Here is an 18678-nt window from a genome sequence, read left to right as displayed (position 1 = left end):
AATCTCCTCCTTCAACAAGAAAGAGCTATCCAAGAGATAGCTCCATTTTAGCGTAAAAAGTCCAGCAGTGACGGCTGAATAATGCGCGATCCTACACCAAGAGCAGCACGATACACGCTTTCCTGTGATTTCATATCCGTAATGACGCGTTCGATGTCGGCATCCTCGTTGTCGGACAGAATACGGCTTGCGATCACTTCCTGCTCGTCCACCCGGTCTTCCATCAGCTCCAAACGGTTGCTTTTCGCGCCGAGCTCTGCCCGTTCTGCTACCACCTTGGTGATATGCCCGTCAAGCAATCCGAGAAAGTTTCCGATCTCCTTGGAATAACCGTCCGGCGTATCCTGGTTGTTCAGTGCCTTTTCCAACGCCGACAAATCGCTGAACAACCCTTTCCCTGGTTCATCACTCGTTGTGAAGATTTCCGTTCCCTTTACGTTTACCCCGAGTTGGATGCCTTTAGATAGCTCTATTTTCACATCGTCTGTATTGCTGGAAACCTGTGTTACCTCTCCATCTGTTACAGTAACAGGAGCTTTCGACGTTTCATTTCCGTTAAAAATGTACTTTCCGGAGACCTGTGTGTTGGCGATTGTTGCAAGGTGCTCCTTTAGCTGCTGAATTTCTTCACCAATGGCAGCCTTTTGATTTTCCTCATAGGTGCCATTGGATGCCTGAACAGTGAGCTCGCGAATCCGCTGCAGGGCGCTTGTTGCTTTATCAAGAGCTGCATCCGTGCTTTCCACCCAGTTGTAGGCTTCAGAAAAGTTTCGCTTGTATTGCTCGACCTGCGTAAGGTTCGTGCGGTAGCTCATCCCCTTCATGGCCACAACCGGATCCTGCGATGCCCTCGTAATCTTCTTTCCTGTGGAAAGCTGATCCTGCAATCGCCCCATCTTTTCATAGCTGCTGCTTAAGTTGCGCAGCATGTTTCCTGACAGCATGCTTTGTGTTACTCGCATTTATGTGTCACCTACCTTCCTGAAACCCCCATGCCGTTAATGATTTTATCGAGCATCTCATCGACCATTGTGATCATGCGGGCCGATGCGTTATAGGCATGCTGAAATTGGATCATGTTCGTCATCTCTTCATCCAGTGATACCCCGCTCACCGACTGGCGGCGCTGGTCAACCGAAGTCGCAAGCGTATCGGCGTTTACACTCATCCGGTTCGCCTGCTCGGCATCAACAGCCATCTTTCCGATTGCACTGGCATATTTTGATTTTAATTGCATCGTATCCATGACATTGCCCAAATTCAGGGCGTTATTACCGTCGCCTGTCGCCTGTGTCGATGCCGCGGCGATATTTTTCAGATCATCCATAATAGAGGTGGAAACCTTAATCCCTTTGGCGGCCCCTTTTACATCACTGCCCACCGTAAAGAAATCAAGCTGGGTTTGCGTGCCGCTGTTGATATCATTCAGGCTCCAGCCGCTTTGATGAACCTCATTAATTTCCTCGGCAAAATCAAATGCCAATTGATCCAGCTGATTCAGCATCTCGGGGTAATCGTTGTTATAAGCGGACGTCATTCCTTCCAGCTTTCCGCCTACAATGGTTGAAGTTATCGGGGTACCACCCAAAGTAAAGCCGGCGATGCTGCCGTCACTTTCCGAGATTCCGAGTTTTTGAACGGCCGTGTTACTGTCCACCAGCTTTCCTAATGAGGCTCCGGATGAATCCAATAATTCAATGGTATAGTTTCCTTCCGCAAGCTTGGATGAAGTATCACTGCTTGGAGTCTTGGTGACTTTGATATTCACCAGCTGAGACAGACGGTCGACGAGCCGGTCTCTTTCGTCATACAGATCATTCGGCAGGTAGCCGTGGGGTTCGATCTCACTGATCTGCTGGTTAATGCCACTGATCTGTTCAGCAATCGAATTCACTTCATTGACCGAAACATCGACCTGGCTTTTTATATCATCGCGAATGGAAAAAAGTGAGTTTGATAGATAGTTGAACGTTTCTGCGACGGCCACACCGCGTTGGCGGACAACCGAGCGTGCTCCGTCATCTCCCGGGTTTGCCGAAAGATCCTGAAGCGATTGCCAGAATTGGTCCAGTGTCTTTGACAACCCGTTGTCGCTCGGCTCATTCATGATATCTTCCATTTTCTCGAGCGCGTCGCTTCGTGCTCCCCAGTAGCCGGATTTTGTATTCTCTCCCCTGAACTGTACATCCAAAAAGTCTTCCCTCACACGCTGGATGGAGCCGGCTTCGACACCGGTTCCCATTTGTCCGGGGATTTGCGGCCGGTTTCGGGATGGAGCAGGGTAAGGCTCAGTCTGGTTAAAGTTGACCCGCTGCCGTGTATAGCCCGTTGTATTGGCGTTGGCAATATTCTGTCCGGTCACTTGAAGGGCGTACGATTGAGCTGTCATACCCCGCCGGGCGGTTTCAAGTCCGTTAAATGTTGATACCATGGATGTTCCTCCGTTCTAGGCTTTTGAATCGAATAACGTAAAACTGTTTCCTGCATAACCGTTAGCCTTGGAAGAACTGTAGGTTAGTTTCTCGGGCTCGGGAATCAACATGTTCATCGACATGTTCACAAATTGCAGGGATTGGTGCAGCAATTGTTGATTCAATTGATTTTGCTGCTTTAAGAACAGGTATTCTTTCTTCAGCTGCTCCTGAAGGTCTTGAAGCTGTTGTATTTCTGCTGGCGCTGCCTGCTCGATCAGCTCAGACATCGTAAGTGTGCTGATTTGGTTTCGCTCTTCTTCAAGCGCCCTCAGCGTTTTGACATGCTCATTTTCTTTTTCAAACAAAGCATCAAGTGCAGCCACGTCCCCTTTTTTCAGGATTTCCGTTTTTTCTGAAGCAAGATGGTTTAATTCTTTATGGACATAAAGCAATTTTTTCAGCATGGGAATCATTTGTGCGGATGCCATGATTTCCTCCTAGTTTTTCCAGTACTCATAAAATTTGCGGGCCACTTTCATCGGATCAGCATGGTACTGACCGGCCTCGATTCTGTCTTTAATGTCTTGAAGCTTTTCCTGCCTGCTGGGTGAAATTTGCTCTGAGGATTGAAGTTCCTTTGCTTCTGTCGAGATTTGAAGTTCATCACTCTTGTTCATCATTTCCTCATTTTTCATGGAGGAAGGCTGGTTTTGCCTTGTATATGGATTCATATTGACGTGATTTATGCTGTTAATCTTCATAAGTTACACCTCTTCTGCAGGATAAAAACTTCTGCTTGACTATTCTTTATATCGGCTTAAAACGAGAGAGATGAAGTTTTCGGGCAAAAATAGGAAGCATTGATCACTTAATGTGGTACGACTTTCCTAGTTTTTCATAATTTTTTTCCGTTGGACGGGTTTCCAGTTCTGTTCTGATATCATTTTTGCAGGATTGGCACAACCGTCCTTCCTGGATGGGCTGTTCACACATCTCGCACTCATAATAAAAATGCGGAAGATGCGCCACCTGAATTCTCCCCTGCCGGATGAACCAGGTGATTTTCGCTTCAGGAACACCTGTGTTTTCCTGGACTTCATGCAATGATGCCTGCCGATTCTCCTTTTTCCGGATATAGGAGGCTACTTTTTCAAACATCGCTTCTTCATTTCTGAAACAGGTGTCACAAAGCGGACGGAGATGCTTAACGAACAGGTTTCCGCAGTTGGGGCAGTTCTTTAACTCTTTCACTCAAGTTCACTCCTCTGTAGCTTCTATCTGTTATATCGGAGTTTAAGATCGAAATTTCATAGTTCGTTCGCACCCTTCCTTCCGGCCAAAGCGATCAATAAATAAAAAAGTGCCGATTTCTCGGCACTTTTCACCTATTTGGCATTGGGGCCACTATCTCCCCACCGTCATAGACGAAACCTCACATGCCCCAGATTCCAACATCACTTTCGCCGCCTGGCGAATGGTGGCACCTGTCGTATAGACATCATCGATCAGAAGAACGCTCTGTCCCCTGATTCTTTCCGCTTCCTTTGATGCTTGAAAGATGTTCTCCTTGATATCCATCCGTTCCTTTCTCGACTTTTTGCTTTGCTTTTTTTCATGAATGACCCGTTCCAAAGGAAATAGTAATTCGCCTCCCAGCAGCTCGGCCAGAAGCATGGCCTGGTTAAAGCCTCTCTCATAATGCCTTTCCTCGCTCAATGGAATTGGAACAATCAGCATTCCTCTGAATTCCTTTTTGTACAGCTTACGAAATGGCGCCCTAAACCCTTGTGCGAGCTCCGCATCTCCTCTGTATTTCAGCGTGCTGATGATCTGTTTTAAAAAGTCATTGTAGACATACAATGAGCGATTTTTCGTCAACAGTCCGCTCCATTCCTTGCTTTCTTCCCAACGAATGCAGTCCGTGCAGCAGTGTTTCTGTCGATATTGCTCGGGAAATAAGATAAACGACCTTCCACAAATTTCGCAGTATTCCCCGTTAATCCTCTCTAAGGATGAAGAGCACTCTTCACAGAAAAGCATCGCTTCCGAAAGTCCGGCTATAAATGACCAGCTCACCGGTTCATAAAACGCTTTGTGGCAGTATAAACAAAAATTCACAGACCCGCCTCCCTGTTCATTTGTTCGATATGCCGTTTCGCCTGGACCATGGCATTGGTTTTGCCATAGTGAAAAAACAGCACTTCTCCGGCAGGGTCATCCTTGCTGCGGCCGGCACGGCCGGCAATTTGAACAAGCGCACTTTCACTGAAAATCTCTTCTTCGGCCCCAAGGACTGCCACATCAGTAAATGGGACTGTGACACCGCGCTCCAATATCGTGGTCGTTACCAGAATTGGCGTCTCGCCATTCCGAAACCTCATTACTTTTTCCTTTCGATCGGGGTCCTCTGCATGGACGCCTTCAATTAAAGGGTTTACTTTCTTCAAGATCGCTACCATCTGTTCCAACGTCCGGACAGAAGGCACAAAAAGAAACCCTTGCCTGTTCCTCTCTATCTGATGGCTAATCCAGCTCATCACATTTTGAGGAAGCTTGTTCTTTTTCAATAGTTTTTTCCAATGGCCACACCAGAGAAAACGGGGAACAGGCAGCGGAAATCCGTGATACCGCTTCGGGATTTTTACAGATGAAAGCTCACCATGTTCTCCCCGTTTTTTCATTTTCCTGTCAGGTGTAGCACTTAAATAAACCATCAGTGCTTCTTCCCTTTTGGCTTGCTGTACGGCATGCGCCAGAGTTTTATCATAGGAAAAAGGAAAGGCATCCACCTCATCGACAATGATCAAATCAAACGCCTTGCGGAAACGGAACAACTGATGCGTCGTTGAAAGGATAAGCTGGGCACCGTCCATTTTATCCTTACTGCCTCCATAGAGACCCGACAAAGTAACACCAGGAAACACTTTTCTTAAACGGGGAATCAATTCAAGAACCACATCGGTCCTTGGAGTAGCGATACAGACCCGCTGTCCATCCTTCAACGCTTTTTCGATTCCTTGAAAAAGCACCTCGGTTTTTCCCGCTCCACACACTGCCCAGATCAGCAGCTCGTCTCTTACACCAATCTTCCCGACCAGCTTCTTAGTAGCCCTCTCCTGGGCAGGTGACAGCATACCGTCCCACACCAGTTCGCTATTCCTGCTCTCCCAGTTCAGATCAGGGCCGGACCAGGCAACGAGCGGTGTACACTGGCTGACCCGGCCCATCATGATACAGTTTCGGCAGTACACACATTGCGGTTCCTTGCAGCGATAACAGGAAAAGGAGGCAAACATATGGGGTTCACAGTTCCCGCACCGGTTGCATTTCCAATTTCCCTGTTCATCGTCTATTCCTTTGTTGTACTGAATATAGCCATTATTATAGTGCTGTTGTATCTCTTCCAAAGAGGGAGAAAGTTCATCCAATAGAAGGAGTTTGCCGGCAAGTTCTGCTTGAAGGGTGGGGTTAAAAGCGAAGTCTTCGTTCAAAGGGGGTGGGTCAAAATCGGGTAGATTGTAAAAGGAAGCGGGAGGAGGATGGTGGTCGAGCGGTGCCAATGGTTCAGGAGCTATTCTGGTTTTTCCATCAACAAAAAAGGAGACAAACCTCATGACGTAGTCTCCTGTTGATAAGGAATTTTCATAAAAATCCCTCCGTATAATGATTTAGTTTTTCATCCACGTAATGCCGAGCGAGCCTTCACCGAGATGGGTACCGATAACCGGACCAAAATAATCGACAGCTACACTGGCGTTTGGGTATTTTGCCTGAATTTCTCCGGCGATTTCTCTCGCTTCTTCCTCACGCTGAGCATGGATGACACTGACATGGAACTTTTCATCGGGACGGACAGATTGCTCCATCAGCTGGTGAATCCGGCCAATCGCTTTTTTCTTTGTACGTATCTTTTCAAATGGAACGATCTTTTTATCCTGAAAATGAAGGACCGGCTTAATTTGAAGAAGGTTCCCTACCAAAAGCTGAGCTGTGTTCATACGTCCGCCCCGGTGCAGATGGTTCAGGTCATTCACTACAAAGTAAGCTGGAATTCCCTGCGATTTGATTTCGTTCAGCTTCTCCATGATCTGCGCTCCGTCCGCGCCTTCATTGGCCATATCTACTGCTGTATAAGCGTAATGGGCTTGGGGGGCACAGCTGATTTCGGAATCAAACACATAGAACTTTATGTTCTCAACCATATCCGCCAAGCTGAGTGCACTTTGATAGGTACCGCTTATGCCGCTGGATAACGTAATCATGACCGCTTCATCGTATTCCTTGGATAAAGCTTCTAGCGTATCCGCTAATTCACCGATCGATGGCTGTGACGTTTTCGGAAGATTTCCTCCCTTACCAACCATCTCATAAAAACCATCTTTTTTGAGTTCCACTTCTTCTTTGTACGTTTCATTGCCAAAAATAACGTTGAGCGGAATCATTACAATGTTTTTTTCTTTTCTGACGTGCTCTGGTATGTAGGCAGTGCTGTCTGTAATAATAGCTACCTTATTCATTGTAATTTCCTTTCCTGTCAGAGATTTTTTTCATCCTCTCTTCTACGATAGTAGTTTACACGAAACAGGCGCCGGTTTCATCAAAACGGCGCATTTCTTTGTTTTTATTTAATTTCTCTGACTCGTTAACCCTTTCCTGCTTTCACTTCTTCCTTATGCATCAGCTGGCAAAGCGCCAGTGCACCGTAAATCGCCGACTGATCCTCCAAACCTGCGAGCACCAGCTCCGTCGGACATGGAACAAACTCTTCCAGCATGCTTCTGATCTTTCCGATAAACGACTTACCCGATAACGCGACGCCTCCGCCCAGAACGATGATTTGCGGATTGAGAAGAGCGGCTGCGTTGACAATGGCCATCCCCATATGAACGATCCCCTCACGGATGATGCCTTTGGCGAGTTTATCCCCTTCATCCGCCAGCCTGAAAACGTCTGTTGTACTAATAGTTTTAAGCTGTTCTTCCGAAGAACCGCCCTTGAGCCGTTTGGCTTCCCGGTAATGATGGGCTATAGCGACGCCTCCCATCTTGCTGCTCAAAAATCCATAGCCTTCTCTAATAGGGGTAAATCCGCCAGAGGCTGCCTCGGGATCACTGATCATATGTCCTACTTCACCTGATGCCCAGTGAGCACCTCTGTAAATTTCTCCGTTCACCAGCATGCCAGCCCCGATGCTTGTTCCGATCATGAACAGCAGAACGTTTTCCTTACCTTTTGCAGCTCCGTAATAGACTTCTCCCAATAATCCTGTATTCACATCATTATCTACATAAACCGGAACACCGAATAAAGCCTCAGCTTCCTGTTTCAATTTATAATCCTTCCATTTCAGATTGGGTGCGTTAAATACGATTCCTTTAGCAGGATCGATTACACCCGGCGCTCCAATACCTGCAGCCACTATGGATTCCCATGGGATATTTTTTTCCTCTGCCATCTCTTTCGTCTGTTTGGCCAGTTCCTCGAGGACACCCGACTCCACAAATTCCTGTGTGTGAAATTCACGGCCCGCAAGAATCATGCCATCCGGTGTAAAAAGGGCACTTTCCACATTTGTTCCCCCAATGTCCACACCGATATAATATTTTTCTCCCATTTATGCACTCTCCCATTTTATTAATTTTTTCATAGAGTTTACCCGCATACGCTGTTTAAGAAACTGATCATGCTGCCATCCAACTTAAACGGAAAATTAAAAAAAGGTGGCAATTTGTCACAAAAGGAAGGAAAATATCGAACCTGTAAGAAATAGTAAAATATATTCATTTGGAGGAGGGACTTTCCTACCATGGAGCATCAACTATACATCTCAGCCTTATCCGTAATCACAGCCGTCATTTATTCCTTTGTAGCTTTAGATTTTGCCCGAAGAAGTAGCCGTAAAACCAATTCCTCCCGCCGACTTTGGCTTCTCAGTGCATCCATCACCATGGGGATCGGAATATGGGGCATGCATTTTGTTGGGATGATGTCGATCAATATGTCACTGAAAGTCCATCATGATCTGTCTTATCTCCTTTTGTGCATGATATTTGCGATCGGGGGTGCTTGGCTGGCCTTTTATTTCGCAAAGAAGAACCTGTTCATTTCTGCAGTGATTATGGGGACAAGCATGATCGGACTTCATTATTTCGGCATGATGGCCATTTTCCCCACTGCGGCCATTCGCTACGATCTATCTGTCTTTTCTCTTGCCGCTGCATGTGCGTATCTCTTTTCAGGACTGGCAATGTACCGCCACTTTAAGACGGGCCGCCCTTCCTTCTTATCCCATTTTTTCAGCAGTGTGCTGATGGCTGCTGCAATGGCAGGATTGCATTATACAGCTGAAAAAGCCATGTACATGAAATCCCAGCATGTTCACCATATGAGCCACGATCCATCCCTTGGAAGTCTGACCTTGATCGCTACTGCGATTGTCGCAGTAGCCACTCTCTTTATTTCCTTGCTTTATATGATGGGAAAATGGAGCGACCAGCAGCTTAAGCTTAAGTCTGCCCTGCTGAAAGAAAGCAAACAGCAGAATCATTCCTTAATTGAACTTAATCCTGACGGCGTTTACATTATTAACAAAGACCGTACATTGACTGTGGTGAACCGTTCCCTTGAGGAACTTACAGGATTTACGTCTGAAGAATTGATCGGAAAAGCGTATACATTTCTTTTAGCGAACACAAATGCCCCCCGGATGGAGTCGCTGTTTCAGCGTACACTTGGCGGAGAGTCCCTGCAGGTTGAAACCCGCATCAGGCAAAAGAATGGAAATGTGTTTGATGCAGAAGTAACCAACATTCCTTATTATGTGGACAACGAGATCCGGGGAATTGTTGGAACGATGAAAGATTTGACGGTCGTACGGCAGGTCGAACAAAGAATCCGTGAATCAGAAAAATTAGCCGTTGTCGGAGAACTGGCTGCAGGAGTCGCCCATGAAATCCGCAATCCGCTGACCACACTCAAAGGGTTTACCCAAACCATGATGAACGCGCCTTCTTCTCCTGAAATGAAGAACTATTTAAATATTATGCTGGACGAGATTGAGTCCATTAATCTCATCACCAACGAGTTTATGGTACTGGCCAAGCCACACATGACCATCACTGCCTCCATTAATGTGGTTCCCCTCATCAAGCAGGTGACAACCCTTTTGACCAGTCAGGCAAATCTTACTAATGTCATAATAAACAGCAAGTTTCTCATTGAATGTGGGGAGATCAGGGGCGAGAAGAACCAAATCAAAAAAATGCTTGTCAATCTGCTTAAAAATGCCATAGAAGCCATGCCCGAGGGAGGTAACGTTACTGTAACGGCAACGGCAGGTAATACAGGAAATGTGCTCATCTATATTAAGGACGAAGGAATTGGAATGTCTTCTGGCGAGCTGCAGCAGCTGGGCCAACCGTTTTACACCACCAAAAAGAGCGGAAAAGGCCTCGGTTTATTCGTCAGTAAAAAAATCATTGAAAACCATAATGGAAGTGTGCGATTTAAAAGCATTCCGGGAGAAGGAACAATCGTAGAAATCTCCTTGCCCGGACTTGAAGAGACAATGAAAGCAGACAACACGCCATTTATCAGCTAGTAAAAGCTCTTTTCTAGAAAATGCTTAAATAAGGAACATCTTTCTCGGGGCTTCACGGAAAGCGAGCATCCTGAAGCGGAAATCAACAACTTCCAAGAGCAACAAAGAATATGAAAACAGCTAAAAAAGCCAGGTTCACTTAAGTACCCGGCTTTCATCATATTTTTCCTTTATTTTACTTTCACCCAGCCACTTTTGATCGCTTCAACAACAGCTTGGGTACGGTCATTTACATTCATCTTTTGAAGAATATTGCTCACATGGTTCTTCACTGTTTTTTCGGAAATAAACAGGTCTTCTCCAATGCCGCGGTTGCTCTTTCCGTCAGCAAGCAATTGCAGAACCTCACATTCACGGCGGGTCAGGATGTGCAACGGCTTTCTGTATTCCACTTCCTGCAGCCCTATCGTGTTAGGGTTTGCATTATTGGTCTTTGTGGTTGTTGACAGGCGGCGGAACTCATTAAGCAGGTTATACGTAATCTTCGGATGAAGGTACGCTCCTCCTTCAGCTACAACCTTAACGGCTTCGATAAGAGAGTCTGCATCCATTTCCTTTAACAGATAACCTGATGCACCAGTTTGAACCGCATGGGACACATAGGTCTCATCGTCATGTATGGAAAGGATGATAACTTTTGTCTCGGGAGCTTTTTCAACCAGACGGCGTGTGGCTTCCACACCATTAATATTCGGCATGTTAATATCCATCAGCACGACATCCGGATGATGTTCGCTTACGATATCCTCAGCTTCGGAACCATCATCGCCTTCTGCGACAACAGAAAATTCGTCTTCCATATCGAGGATGCGTTTAACACCTTCTCTGAACAAACGATGATCATCAATAATAGCAATTCTTGTTTTTTCCGGTGCCTCTGCACTGGACTCATAAACATCTAGACTTCTCATTCTGAACCCTCCCGATCTCGTATAGGTATTTGAATATAAACCCCGGTTCCATAATTTAAGCGTGATTGAATCCTGAGCGTTCCCTCCAGGAGTTCCACGCGTTCTCTCATGCCAATTAATCCAAACGAATTGGTTTTTTGCTGCCCTTGGGCATCAAAACCTTTTCCGTCATCTTTTATAAATAAAGATACTTTGCGGTCTGTGAATTCTATTTTTACCGAAATGTTTTTCGGATCAGCGTGCTTGCATGAATTCTGGACAGCTTCCTGAATTAACCGAAATAACGCAATTTCCATCTTCGTATGAAATCTTCGTTCATTTCCCATTGACACAAGCTCGATTTCAATACCCGTACTTTCCTGGACGTTGCGCAGGTATTTTTTTAATGTTGGGATGAGTCCTAAGTCATCAAGCGCCATTGGACGGAGATCGTAAATGATTCTCCTTACTTCCCTTAGAGAGGCACGGACCATCTCGCGTAAGTCTCTGATTTCACTGACTGCTGCTTGTGTACCTTTTTCCTTGAACACCTTTTCCACCAGTTCAGAACGGATCAGCACATTGGCCATCAGTTGGGCAGGGCCGTCATGAATCTCGCGTGATACGCGGCGGCGCTCTTCCTCTTGTGCCTCAATGATCTGCAGACCGAACTCCTGTTTCTGTTTGGCATCTTCCACAAGCTCATTAATTTTTAAAAGATCCCCGCTTAAGTAATTCAGAACAACCGAAATCTGGCCGACAAGCGATTCCGCCTTCGACACGGTTTCCTTCAGTCCGTTTAAGCGTCTTTCTAGATCATCTCTTTTTTCACGTAATTGTTTCTCAGTCTGGCGGGCGATCGACATTTCTATCTGAATGGCGTTTGCACTTTCATAAGCCTCACGGATGTCGCCCTCGCTGTACTTTTCAAAATGCTTGCTGACTTGCGCAAGTTTTGATCTGGCGATTTTTGATTTCTCTTCCAGCAGATCCGACCGGTCGATAGCCTCAAGCGCTTTTTCTTTTACATCATCCAGCTCTTTGGCCAGCCGTAAAAATTCTTGTCTGGATTCTTCGCTGATATCAAAAACTTGGGTCTGGCTTACTTTAACGGTATTGATGGTTTCCGTAAGAATGCCATCTAAAAGCTTTGGGTCAATTTGTGTTTTAGCTGCCATCTTGTAAATATCCTCCAATTAAAACGATAAAGAAGAACAGACTTTAGTTCGAGAACCATCTTACCTAATTTACACTCGGGACTTTCTTACCACAAATCCAAATAAAAACATTTATTCCATATAATCTTCGGCTCAAAAAGGAATTTTATGTCTATTATTCAAAGAAATTTGTAGGAAAGACTATCCCGCCTTATAATGAAGGATAGCACTAAATCCCTTGTATTTGTAGCTTTTCAAGAGAATTTCCACGTTAAATTTTCATGACTTGCCCAATGGCTATTTTATTTCATTATAGAAACTGATTATTAAATTCATAAATAAGGAGCACCCTAATTATGTTATCCAACTATCTTACCGTGAAAGAAACCGGAGAACACGAGATTGTGATTGAGCGTTCCCGATTTATTGCCCATATCGCCCGTGCAGCTACAGAAGAAGAAGCCAACGAGTTTATCCAATCCATCAAAAAAAGGCATCACAGTGCCAACCATAACTGTTCAGCCTATCTGATTGGGGAGCACGACCAAATTCAGAAGGCAAATGATGATGGAGAACCGAGCGGAACAGCTGGTGTTCCAATGCTCGAAGTACTAAAAAAACGCCGATTAAAAGATGTCGTTGTTGTGGTTACCCGCTATTTTGGCGGAATTAAACTGGGAGCAGGCGGGCTCATCCGTGCATACGGAAAAAGCGTGAGTGAAGGACTGAACGCCATCGGTGTCGTTGAACGCAAACTGATGCAAATGGTTCATATAAAAATTGATTACACTCTTCTCGGAAAAGTCGAAAATGAATTGCGGTCCTCCCCCTACCTGATTAAAGAAATTAACTATCTGGAACAAGTCGAAATCGTAACGTATGTGGCCGCAGAAAACATACAAATCTTTAAAGAATACGTAATAAACCTTACAAATGCAAATGCTACAATAGAAGACGGCTCTCTGGAATATCTAGAAGAAAAAATTCTGTAAAACTATCCCCAATTAACTCAGATTATGTCGAAGACTATGGACTGTAGGGCAAAATTGTTGACAGACTAATCAGGGAATTTTCCCGTTAAAGTGAGGAATAAAACATGAGTTATTATAACGAAGAAAGGCAGCCGACACGGCTTGTCAGAAGGAAAGTCAGGAAACGGAAGCGCCGTCCATTCCGCCGTCTACTCCGCCTGATGCTCGTTCTTTTGGTATTCTTAATGCTTGGCGGCGTGGCATACGCCGGTTATTTGGCCTATAAAGTGAAAACAACAGCTGATGAAAGCTACAAAGGCCTGGCTAATGGCAATAAATCCGATCTTCGCATGGATAAAGTCGCTATGGGTAAAGACCCTGTTAATATCCTCTTAATGGGCGTAGAGAGTTACAAGGGTTCACCGGGGCACACTGATGCATTGATGGTGCTCACCGTTAACCCGGATACGAAAGAAGTAGCCATCACAAGTATCCCGCGGGATTCCCGCACATATCTGCCAGTAATTGGCCGCAAAAGCAAAATTACACACGCGTATGCGTACGGTAAGAAAGGCCATAAGGAACAGGCAACCATAGATGCTGTTGAAAATTTCCTTGATGTGCCGATTGACTACTACGTTCGTACCAACTTCCAGGGATTCAAAGAAGTGGTGGACTCTGTTGGCGGCATAGATGTCAATGTGCCGTTTGACTTTGATCAGAAAAATCTGAAAGGCAAGAAGCTTTACTTCCATAAAGGAAAAATGCATCTGAATGGTGATGAAGCATTAACCTACGTTCAAATGCGTAAACAAGATAAGCGCGGTGACTTTGGACGTCAGGACCGCCAGCGGCAAGCAATGGAAGCTGTTGCCCATAAGGCCCTCTCGATCAAATCCATTTCGCGCGCAGATAATCTGCTGCAGTCCGTCGGAAGTAATGTTCAAACCAATATTTCGCTTAAAGAATTGTTCGGTATGAGAAACTTCTACAGCAGCATCCAGAATAAAAAACTCGAACAAATCAAAATTGGCGGACAGGATGAATACATCAATGGTCAGTATTTCTTTGAACCAGATCCAGCCACTGTCCAGAAAGCCAGCGAACGAATCAAGGAAATCCTGAACTACAAAGGAAAAGGAGCTGCTTCATCGAACAGCAATGGTGACAGCAGTGAGCTTGGACAAGATTCCAATTAATAAGACAAAAAGCACCCGCCGGCCCGGCGGGTGCTTTTCGTTATTGTAGGGAATTCAGCAAAGCGTGTACATCGGCTGCCAATGATTTTTTTGCCTTTCTGGTAATCTCTTTTCCCACTGCTGCTGCGTTGATTTGTTTAATTGCTTTTTTCATATACGCTGCAGCATTCGTATACTGTCCTTTCTCTTCAAAAACCTTAGCCACCTTTACATTCTTAATCAGGTCATTTTTCAAAGGATTCTTTAGTTCCCCGGCCTGCGCAAACGTTCGTAAAGAGGTTTCCAATTGATGAATATCACCTGCAAGGTCTCTTCCAAGCAGTTCAACCTCTGCTAATTTGGTGCTTGTGCTTTCCGCGAATTCCAGTTTGTAATAGTTGTACTTACCAGGATGCTTAATGGAGTAAACTTTCGTCTGAAGCCGCCATGAAAACTTCTCATTTGTCCTCTGATCCAGTATTGTCCAGTGTTTGCCGTCAGCGGAACCTTTGAGCATCCAGTTTGCCGGGTCGCTGTCACTTCCATCCGTTCCTGACGTCAAGGTGTACATTTGTACCCTTTTTGCCTCATTAAAGTTGTATTGAACGATTGGGTTTTCACCATTCAGCGTTGTTCTCGTTGATGACGTATTATCGAACAGAGCATCCAGTGTACCAGCATCCCCATCGCTCGCCTTCCCGCCGCTATGGTCGGTCAAGTCACTCATTGGATGCGGAGCAAGTCTTGATCCATCAGTGGAAGACGGTGTAATAGAAGCAGGAGCATCCTTTTTGCCGGTTCCCCATGAAGAAGGCTTTGGTCCCATATCAAAATCCAAACGTGCGCCATCTGCAAGGTCAGAATGGAGCAGGTAGGTTTTGCTGTAGCTTTTTCCGTTGATTTTTAATCCCTGGATATATTTATTTTTCTTGCTGTTCTTTGGCGCGTTGATCACTATTCTCTTGCCATTTTCCAGATGAACGGTTGCTTTCTTGTATAGCGGTGCGCCAATCGCGTATTCCGGGCTGCCCATCTTTAAAGGATAAAAACCGAGTGCACTGAAGATTTGCCAGGCCGACATTTCACCATTGTCTTCGTCCCCGGCATATCCTTGACCGATTTCGCTTCCGATGTACAGCCGCTCAAGCACCTCACGGACCTTCTCCTGCGTTTTCCAAGGCTGTCCGGCATAATTGTACATATACGTAATGTGATGTGCTGGCTGGTTGCTGTGGCCGTACATGCCCATTCGAACATCCCGCGCCTCTCTCATCTCGTGGATGACGCCGCCATAAGCTCCGGCATGCAGTGCGGTTTCCGGGGTACTGAAGAACTCGTCCAGTTTGTCTGCGAGCCCGTTTTTGCCTCCATACAGATTGGCCAGACCCTGTCCGTCCTGCGGAGCATGAAAGGCCATGTTCCACGCATTCGTTTCCGTATAATCTCCGCCCCAATCACGGGCATCAAAGTCTTGCGCAGACGTGCGCCACTCTCCATTTGCCTTTCTTCCCATAAAAAATCCGGTGTCAGGGTTAAAGAGGTGAACATAATTTTGTGCCCGGTTCATGTAGTAGTTTGCATCGGCTTTATATTGGGCATGATCCGAAGCATTCTCGCCCGCTTCCTTGCCGAGTGCCTTGGCCAGGTTTGCGATGCCATAATCGTTGATATAGCCGTCCAATGACCAAGATAGTCCCTCACCAGTCGATGTATTGGTATAACCATCAAAAATAGACTGTGATATACCCTTTCTTCCGGTTCCTGCGTTCGGGCTGACAACGGAAGCGTTTTTGATGGCGGATTGATAGAAGCTCTTCACATCAAAGTTGTGAACACCTTTTAAATAGGCATCGGCAAATGCCACATCCGAGCTGGTGCCGACCATCAAGTTTGCATAGCCGGGAGAGGACCATCTGGATACCCAGCCACCGTCGCGGTATTGCTGTACAAATCCGTCGATCATCTCCCCGGCCATGTTCGGAGTGAAGAGTGAATAGGCCGGCCATGCCGTGCGGTACGTATCCCAAAAACCATTGTTCACGTACGTTTTACCGTCCACAATCTTTGCTCCGGTTGCCTCAGGAGTGCTGCTGCCAGCAGGCGGTGAAAACGGACTTGCATATTGATAGTGCGGGTTGTCCTTTGTGCCTGTGTTTTCAAAGCCGGAGTTCGGATACAAGAACAGCCGGTACATGTTGGAATACAACGTCACATGCTGGTCTTCACTGGCACCCTCCACCTCAATTTTACTCAACAGCTTTTCCCACTTTTGCTGAGCTTTTTCCTTTATGGACTGGAAAGTATCGTCCGACTGAATCTCCTGTTCCAGGTTTTTCTTGGCCTGGGCTATGGAAATCAGGGAGGTCGCAATTTTCATGGTGACTGCTTTCTGGTCTTTCGTATCGAACCTGACGTATGCTGTTACATTATCCCTGCCTTCTCCTGTCAGCTTGCCGCTGTTTGTGATCGGCTGGTCAAACGTGGCATAGATGTACATGCGGGAAGCGCCGGCGGACAATCCGCTTTTCACATCCGAATAGCCGGTTACTTCACCTTTTTCTTTGTTGATTGAGATGCCTCCATTATTGTTTACATTGTCTAAAATAAGGCTGGAGGTGTCTCCCTTAAACGTATAACGCTGCATGGCCGCATGGTCGGTTGGCGCAATTTCTGCCTTTATCCCATTATCAAACTTCACACTGTAATAGTGGGGCTTTGCGGTTTCATTTTCATGCTTGAACGGAAGGGCTCTTGCCTTTCTGTCGGCATCCGGCTTTTCAGCTTCTGAAGCGGACGGCATCACCTGAAACGTCTGCCGGTCTCCCATCCATGGGCTTGGTTCATGGCTTAAGGAGAATGCCTGAATTTCCGGCTGGTTGTTTTCGTTATTGCTTTGGTTATAGCTGTATAGCCAGCTCGTGGATCCGGCGTCCGTAGCCGGTGTCCAGAAATTGAAGCCATGCGGAACGGCAATGGCCGGAAAGTTGTTGCCTCGTGAAAACGTGCTGTTGGACTGTGTTCCGCGCAAAATGTTGACGTAATCGGTCAGATTGTTGTAGCTCTTTTGCACAGGATTCCCGGTGATCTTGATATCATCCACCGTTCCCCGGAATATTCCCGGCCCTTTGGGGTTGTCATAGGCAACCAAAATACGTTTAATCGTTTTGCCGGCCGCAACGGCACCGATGTTGGAATACTTATAGTTCCATTGATTCACATAAAGGGTTTTTGATTTTCCTTGCTCTTCTGGAGTTACCGGGATGCCGTGCTGATCCACCGCACCCAGTTCATGGAGGTAGGTACCATCGGCGAATGCGAGATCCACCGAGGCGTAGGAACTGGAGTAATCGTTCTGGTCGCTGTCTGTAAATTCCGGATGAATGAGATAAGAGAGTTGCGTTTTTGAATTGACTTTGATATTTACATCAAAAACTTTGTTGTATGAATAGGCACGGCCCTTTTCAAGATGTGTGCCTGAATAGGTAAAGGCCTTTGTCCCGGTCCAGCCGGCTTTTGTTTTCGCCGTATAGGACGTCAGCGGCCCGCTGCTTGCCTCGGACTTCATATCGGCTGCTGGCGGCTCAGGAACGTCAATGCCGTTGGAGAGGGCTATTTCAGCCACCTGAGTCAGGCCGTCTCCCGAATTTTTTGTGATGTTAAGCCTGTAATACAAATAAGGAGTGTCATTGTCGAACGTGTAGAGTTTGCGTTCAAATCGCTTGGGGAAAGCCTCATCACTTCGTGTGTCGAGCACGGTCCAGTTCTTGCCATCATTAGAACCCTTTAGCTCCCATGCTTTCGGATCCCGGCCCTCATAATCGTTGGCCGATGTAACAGCATACTTTACCACCGTCTCCGGCCCGGACAGCTTGAACTGAAGCCAGCCTGTCGGTTCAAAAGCCAGCCATTTTGTATTGACATCCCTGTCAATCAGTTTTTCCCCGATTTCGTTCGGTGGGTTTTCCGCACTGACCCGTACCTCCTCTACTTTGTTCGTAATGTCCCCTTGAATGCCGTCATACTGAATATTTCCGTCAATCCCCGATGACATTTTGTTGCCGTTTGGATCGGTCTCCACCGTATTTTCCCATGTTGGTTTTTGTTGATCATTTTCAAATGAGGTAAAAAAATCTTTCACTGCCTTTGTCTCCGGTTCAGCGTGTACCCGTGCAAGCCCTGGTGCATTCAGCATGCCGACCGCAATAGCAGAGGAAAGAAGCGCATGCGCAACCGCCTTTCTTTTCAACTGAATCATACCTGGTCCTCCTTTTTAATAGTGACACTTATAAAACGCGGGATCACTCACCTCCTGAAATAAAAATACTTCATATTACTGAAAGCGTTTACATATAGTATAAGAATAAACTCTTCCTGAAAAGGGACCAAATATCTGTATTATTTTAGGATTTTCTTCATTATTTTAAGGCAGGGGAGGAGTTGGTCTCCATTTCAGGATGCTCGCTTTCCT

The 18678-nt window shown here is 46.1% G+C and carries 15 protein-coding genes; 3 read left to right on the top strand and 12 right to left on the bottom strand.

The features are described from left to right. Nucleotides 1–47: 47 nt before the first annotated feature. The 9 genes from flgL to AS030_RS10925 form a co-directional block, all read right to left on the bottom strand. Nucleotides 48–962 carry a flagellar hook-associated protein FlgL gene (flgL, locus tag AS030_RS10965; protein WP_061971895.1) on the bottom strand — a complete coding sequence of 305 codons (915 nt, stop codon included), beginning with the start codon at nt 960–962 and terminating at the stop codon, nt 48–50. 11 nt (nt 963–973) lie between these two features. Further along, nucleotides 974–2431, bottom strand: a complete 1458-nt coding sequence (flgK, locus tag AS030_RS10960) for a flagellar hook-associated protein FlgK (RefSeq protein WP_061971893.1) — start codon at nt 2429–2431, stop codon at nt 974–976. Between the two features lie 15 nt (nt 2432–2446). Next, nucleotides 2447–2902, bottom strand: coding sequence for a flagellar export chaperone FlgN (gene flgN / locus AS030_RS10955; protein ID WP_061971891.1), 456 nt, complete (start codon nt 2900–2902; stop codon nt 2447–2449). A gap of 9 nt (nt 2903–2911) precedes the next feature. Further along, the gene (gene flgM, locus AS030_RS10950; RefSeq protein WP_061971889.1) at nt 2912–3175 is read right to left on the bottom strand and encodes a flagellar biosynthesis anti-sigma factor FlgM; all 264 of its coding nucleotides are present in this window, start codon (nt 3173–3175) and stop codon (nt 2912–2914) included. A gap of 103 nt (nt 3176–3278) precedes the next feature. Further along, nucleotides 3279–3665, bottom strand: a complete 387-nt coding sequence (locus tag AS030_RS10945; protein ID WP_061971887.1) for a TIGR03826 family flagellar region protein — start codon at nt 3663–3665, stop codon at nt 3279–3281. Between the two features lie 153 nt (nt 3666–3818). After that, nucleotides 3819–4532 (bottom strand): ComF family protein, encoded by a 714-nt coding sequence (locus AS030_RS10940; protein WP_061971885.1) that lies wholly within the window; start codon nt 4530–4532, stop codon nt 3819–3821. Continuing rightward, nucleotides 4529–6028, bottom strand: coding sequence for an ATP-dependent helicase ComFA (locus tag AS030_RS10935; RefSeq protein ID WP_061971883.1), 1500 nt, complete (start codon nt 6026–6028; stop codon nt 4529–4531). The genes AS030_RS10940 and AS030_RS10935 overlap by 4 nt, the downstream gene beginning before the upstream one ends. Nucleotides 6029–6082: 54 nt before the next feature. Further along, nucleotides 6083–6931: a DegV family protein gene (locus AS030_RS10930; RefSeq protein WP_061971881.1), complete on the bottom strand. Its 849-nt coding sequence runs from the start codon at nt 6929–6931 to the stop codon at nt 6083–6085. A 125-nt stretch (nt 6932–7056) separates the two neighbouring features. Next, entirely contained in the window at nt 7057–8028 is a 972-nt protein-coding gene (locus AS030_RS10925) for an ROK family protein (RefSeq protein ID WP_061971879.1), read from the bottom strand. A 192-nt stretch (nt 8029–8220) separates the two neighbouring features. On the opposite strand from AS030_RS10925, the gene AS030_RS10920 reads away from it, so the two are divergent. After that, entirely contained in the window at nt 8221–10014 is a 1794-nt protein-coding gene (locus AS030_RS10920; protein WP_061971877.1) for an ATP-binding protein, read from the top strand. A gap of 170 nt (nt 10015–10184) precedes the next feature. On the opposite strand, the gene AS030_RS10915 is transcribed toward AS030_RS10920, so the two are convergent. Both AS030_RS10915 and AS030_RS10910 read right to left on the bottom strand, forming a co-directional pair. Continuing rightward, nucleotides 10185–10925, bottom strand: coding sequence for a response regulator (locus AS030_RS10915; RefSeq protein WP_061971875.1), 741 nt, complete (start codon nt 10923–10925; stop codon nt 10185–10187). Then, nucleotides 10922–12082 (bottom strand): sensor histidine kinase, encoded by a 1161-nt coding sequence (locus AS030_RS10910; RefSeq protein WP_061971871.1) that lies wholly within the window; start codon nt 12080–12082, stop codon nt 10922–10924. Before AS030_RS10910 ends, AS030_RS10915 begins: the two co-directional genes overlap by 4 nt. Nucleotides 12083–12417: 335 nt before the next feature. On the opposite strand from AS030_RS10910, the gene AS030_RS10905 reads away from it, so the two are divergent. After that, entirely contained in the window at nt 12418–13053 is a 636-nt protein-coding gene (locus AS030_RS10905; RefSeq protein WP_061971869.1) for a YigZ family protein, read from the top strand. A 104-nt stretch (nt 13054–13157) separates the two neighbouring features. Then, on the top strand, nt 13158–14231 hold the full coding sequence (locus tag AS030_RS10900) for an LCP family protein (RefSeq protein ID WP_061971868.1): 1074 nt from the start codon (nt 13158–13160) through the stop codon (nt 14229–14231). A gap of 40 nt (nt 14232–14271) precedes the next feature. Here AS030_RS10900 and AS030_RS10895 read toward each other — a convergent pair whose 3' ends face one another. After that, nucleotides 14272–18465: a GH92 family glycosyl hydrolase gene (locus tag AS030_RS10895; protein ID WP_074440543.1), complete on the bottom strand. Its 4194-nt coding sequence runs from the start codon at nt 18463–18465 to the stop codon at nt 14272–14274. Nucleotides 18466–18678: the final 213 nt, after the last annotated feature.

This window comes from Fictibacillus enclensis (assembly GCF_001457035.1).
Lineage (GTDB): Bacteria > Bacillota > Bacilli > Bacillales > Fictibacillaceae > Fictibacillus_C > Fictibacillus_C enclensis.
The sequence above is the reverse complement of the archived record's forward strand: the minus strand, read 5'-3'. Positions and strand labels throughout refer to the sequence as shown.

Bases quoted from the DNA above. Each gene is read 5' to 3' on its own strand.
- flgL (WP_061971895.1), bottom strand. From the start codon at position 962: ATGCGAGTAACACAAAGCATGCTGTCAGGAAACATGCTGCGCAACTTA.
- flgK (WP_061971893.1), bottom strand. From the start codon at position 2,431: ATGGTATCAACATTTAACGGACTTGAAACCGCCCGGCGGGGTATGACA.
- flgN (WP_061971891.1), bottom strand. From the start codon at position 2,902: ATGGCATCCGCACAAATGATTCCCATGCTGAAAAAATTGCTTTATGTC.
- flgM (WP_061971889.1), bottom strand. From the start codon at position 3,175: ATGAAGATTAACAGCATAAATCACGTCAATATGAATCCATATACAAGG.
- AS030_RS10935 (WP_061971883.1), bottom strand. From the start codon at position 6,028: ATGAGGTTTGTCTCCTTTTTTGTTGATGGAAAAACCAGAATAGCTCCT.
- AS030_RS10930 (WP_061971881.1), bottom strand. From the start codon at position 6,931: ATGAATAAGGTAGCTATTATTACAGACAGCACTGCCTACATACCAGAG.
- AS030_RS10925 (WP_061971879.1), bottom strand. From the start codon at position 8,028: ATGGGAGAAAAATATTATATCGGTGTGGACATTGGGGGAACAAATGTG.
- AS030_RS10920 (WP_061971877.1), top strand. From the start codon at position 8,221: ATGGAGCATCAACTATACATCTCAGCCTTATCCGTAATCACAGCCGTC.
- AS030_RS10915 (WP_061971875.1), bottom strand. From the start codon at position 10,925: ATGAGAAGTCTAGATGTTTATGAGTCCAGTGCAGAGGCACCGGAAAAA.
- AS030_RS10910 (WP_061971871.1), bottom strand. From the start codon at position 12,082: ATGGCAGCTAAAACACAAATTGACCCAAAGCTTTTAGATGGCATTCTT.
- AS030_RS10905 (WP_061971869.1), top strand. From the start codon at position 12,418: ATGTTATCCAACTATCTTACCGTGAAAGAAACCGGAGAACACGAGATT.
- AS030_RS10900 (WP_061971868.1), top strand. From the start codon at position 13,158: ATGAGTTATTATAACGAAGAAAGGCAGCCGACACGGCTTGTCAGAAGG.
- AS030_RS10895 (WP_074440543.1), bottom strand. From the start codon at position 18,465: ATGATTCAGTTGAAAAGAAAGGCGGTTGCGCATGCGCTTCTTTCCTCT.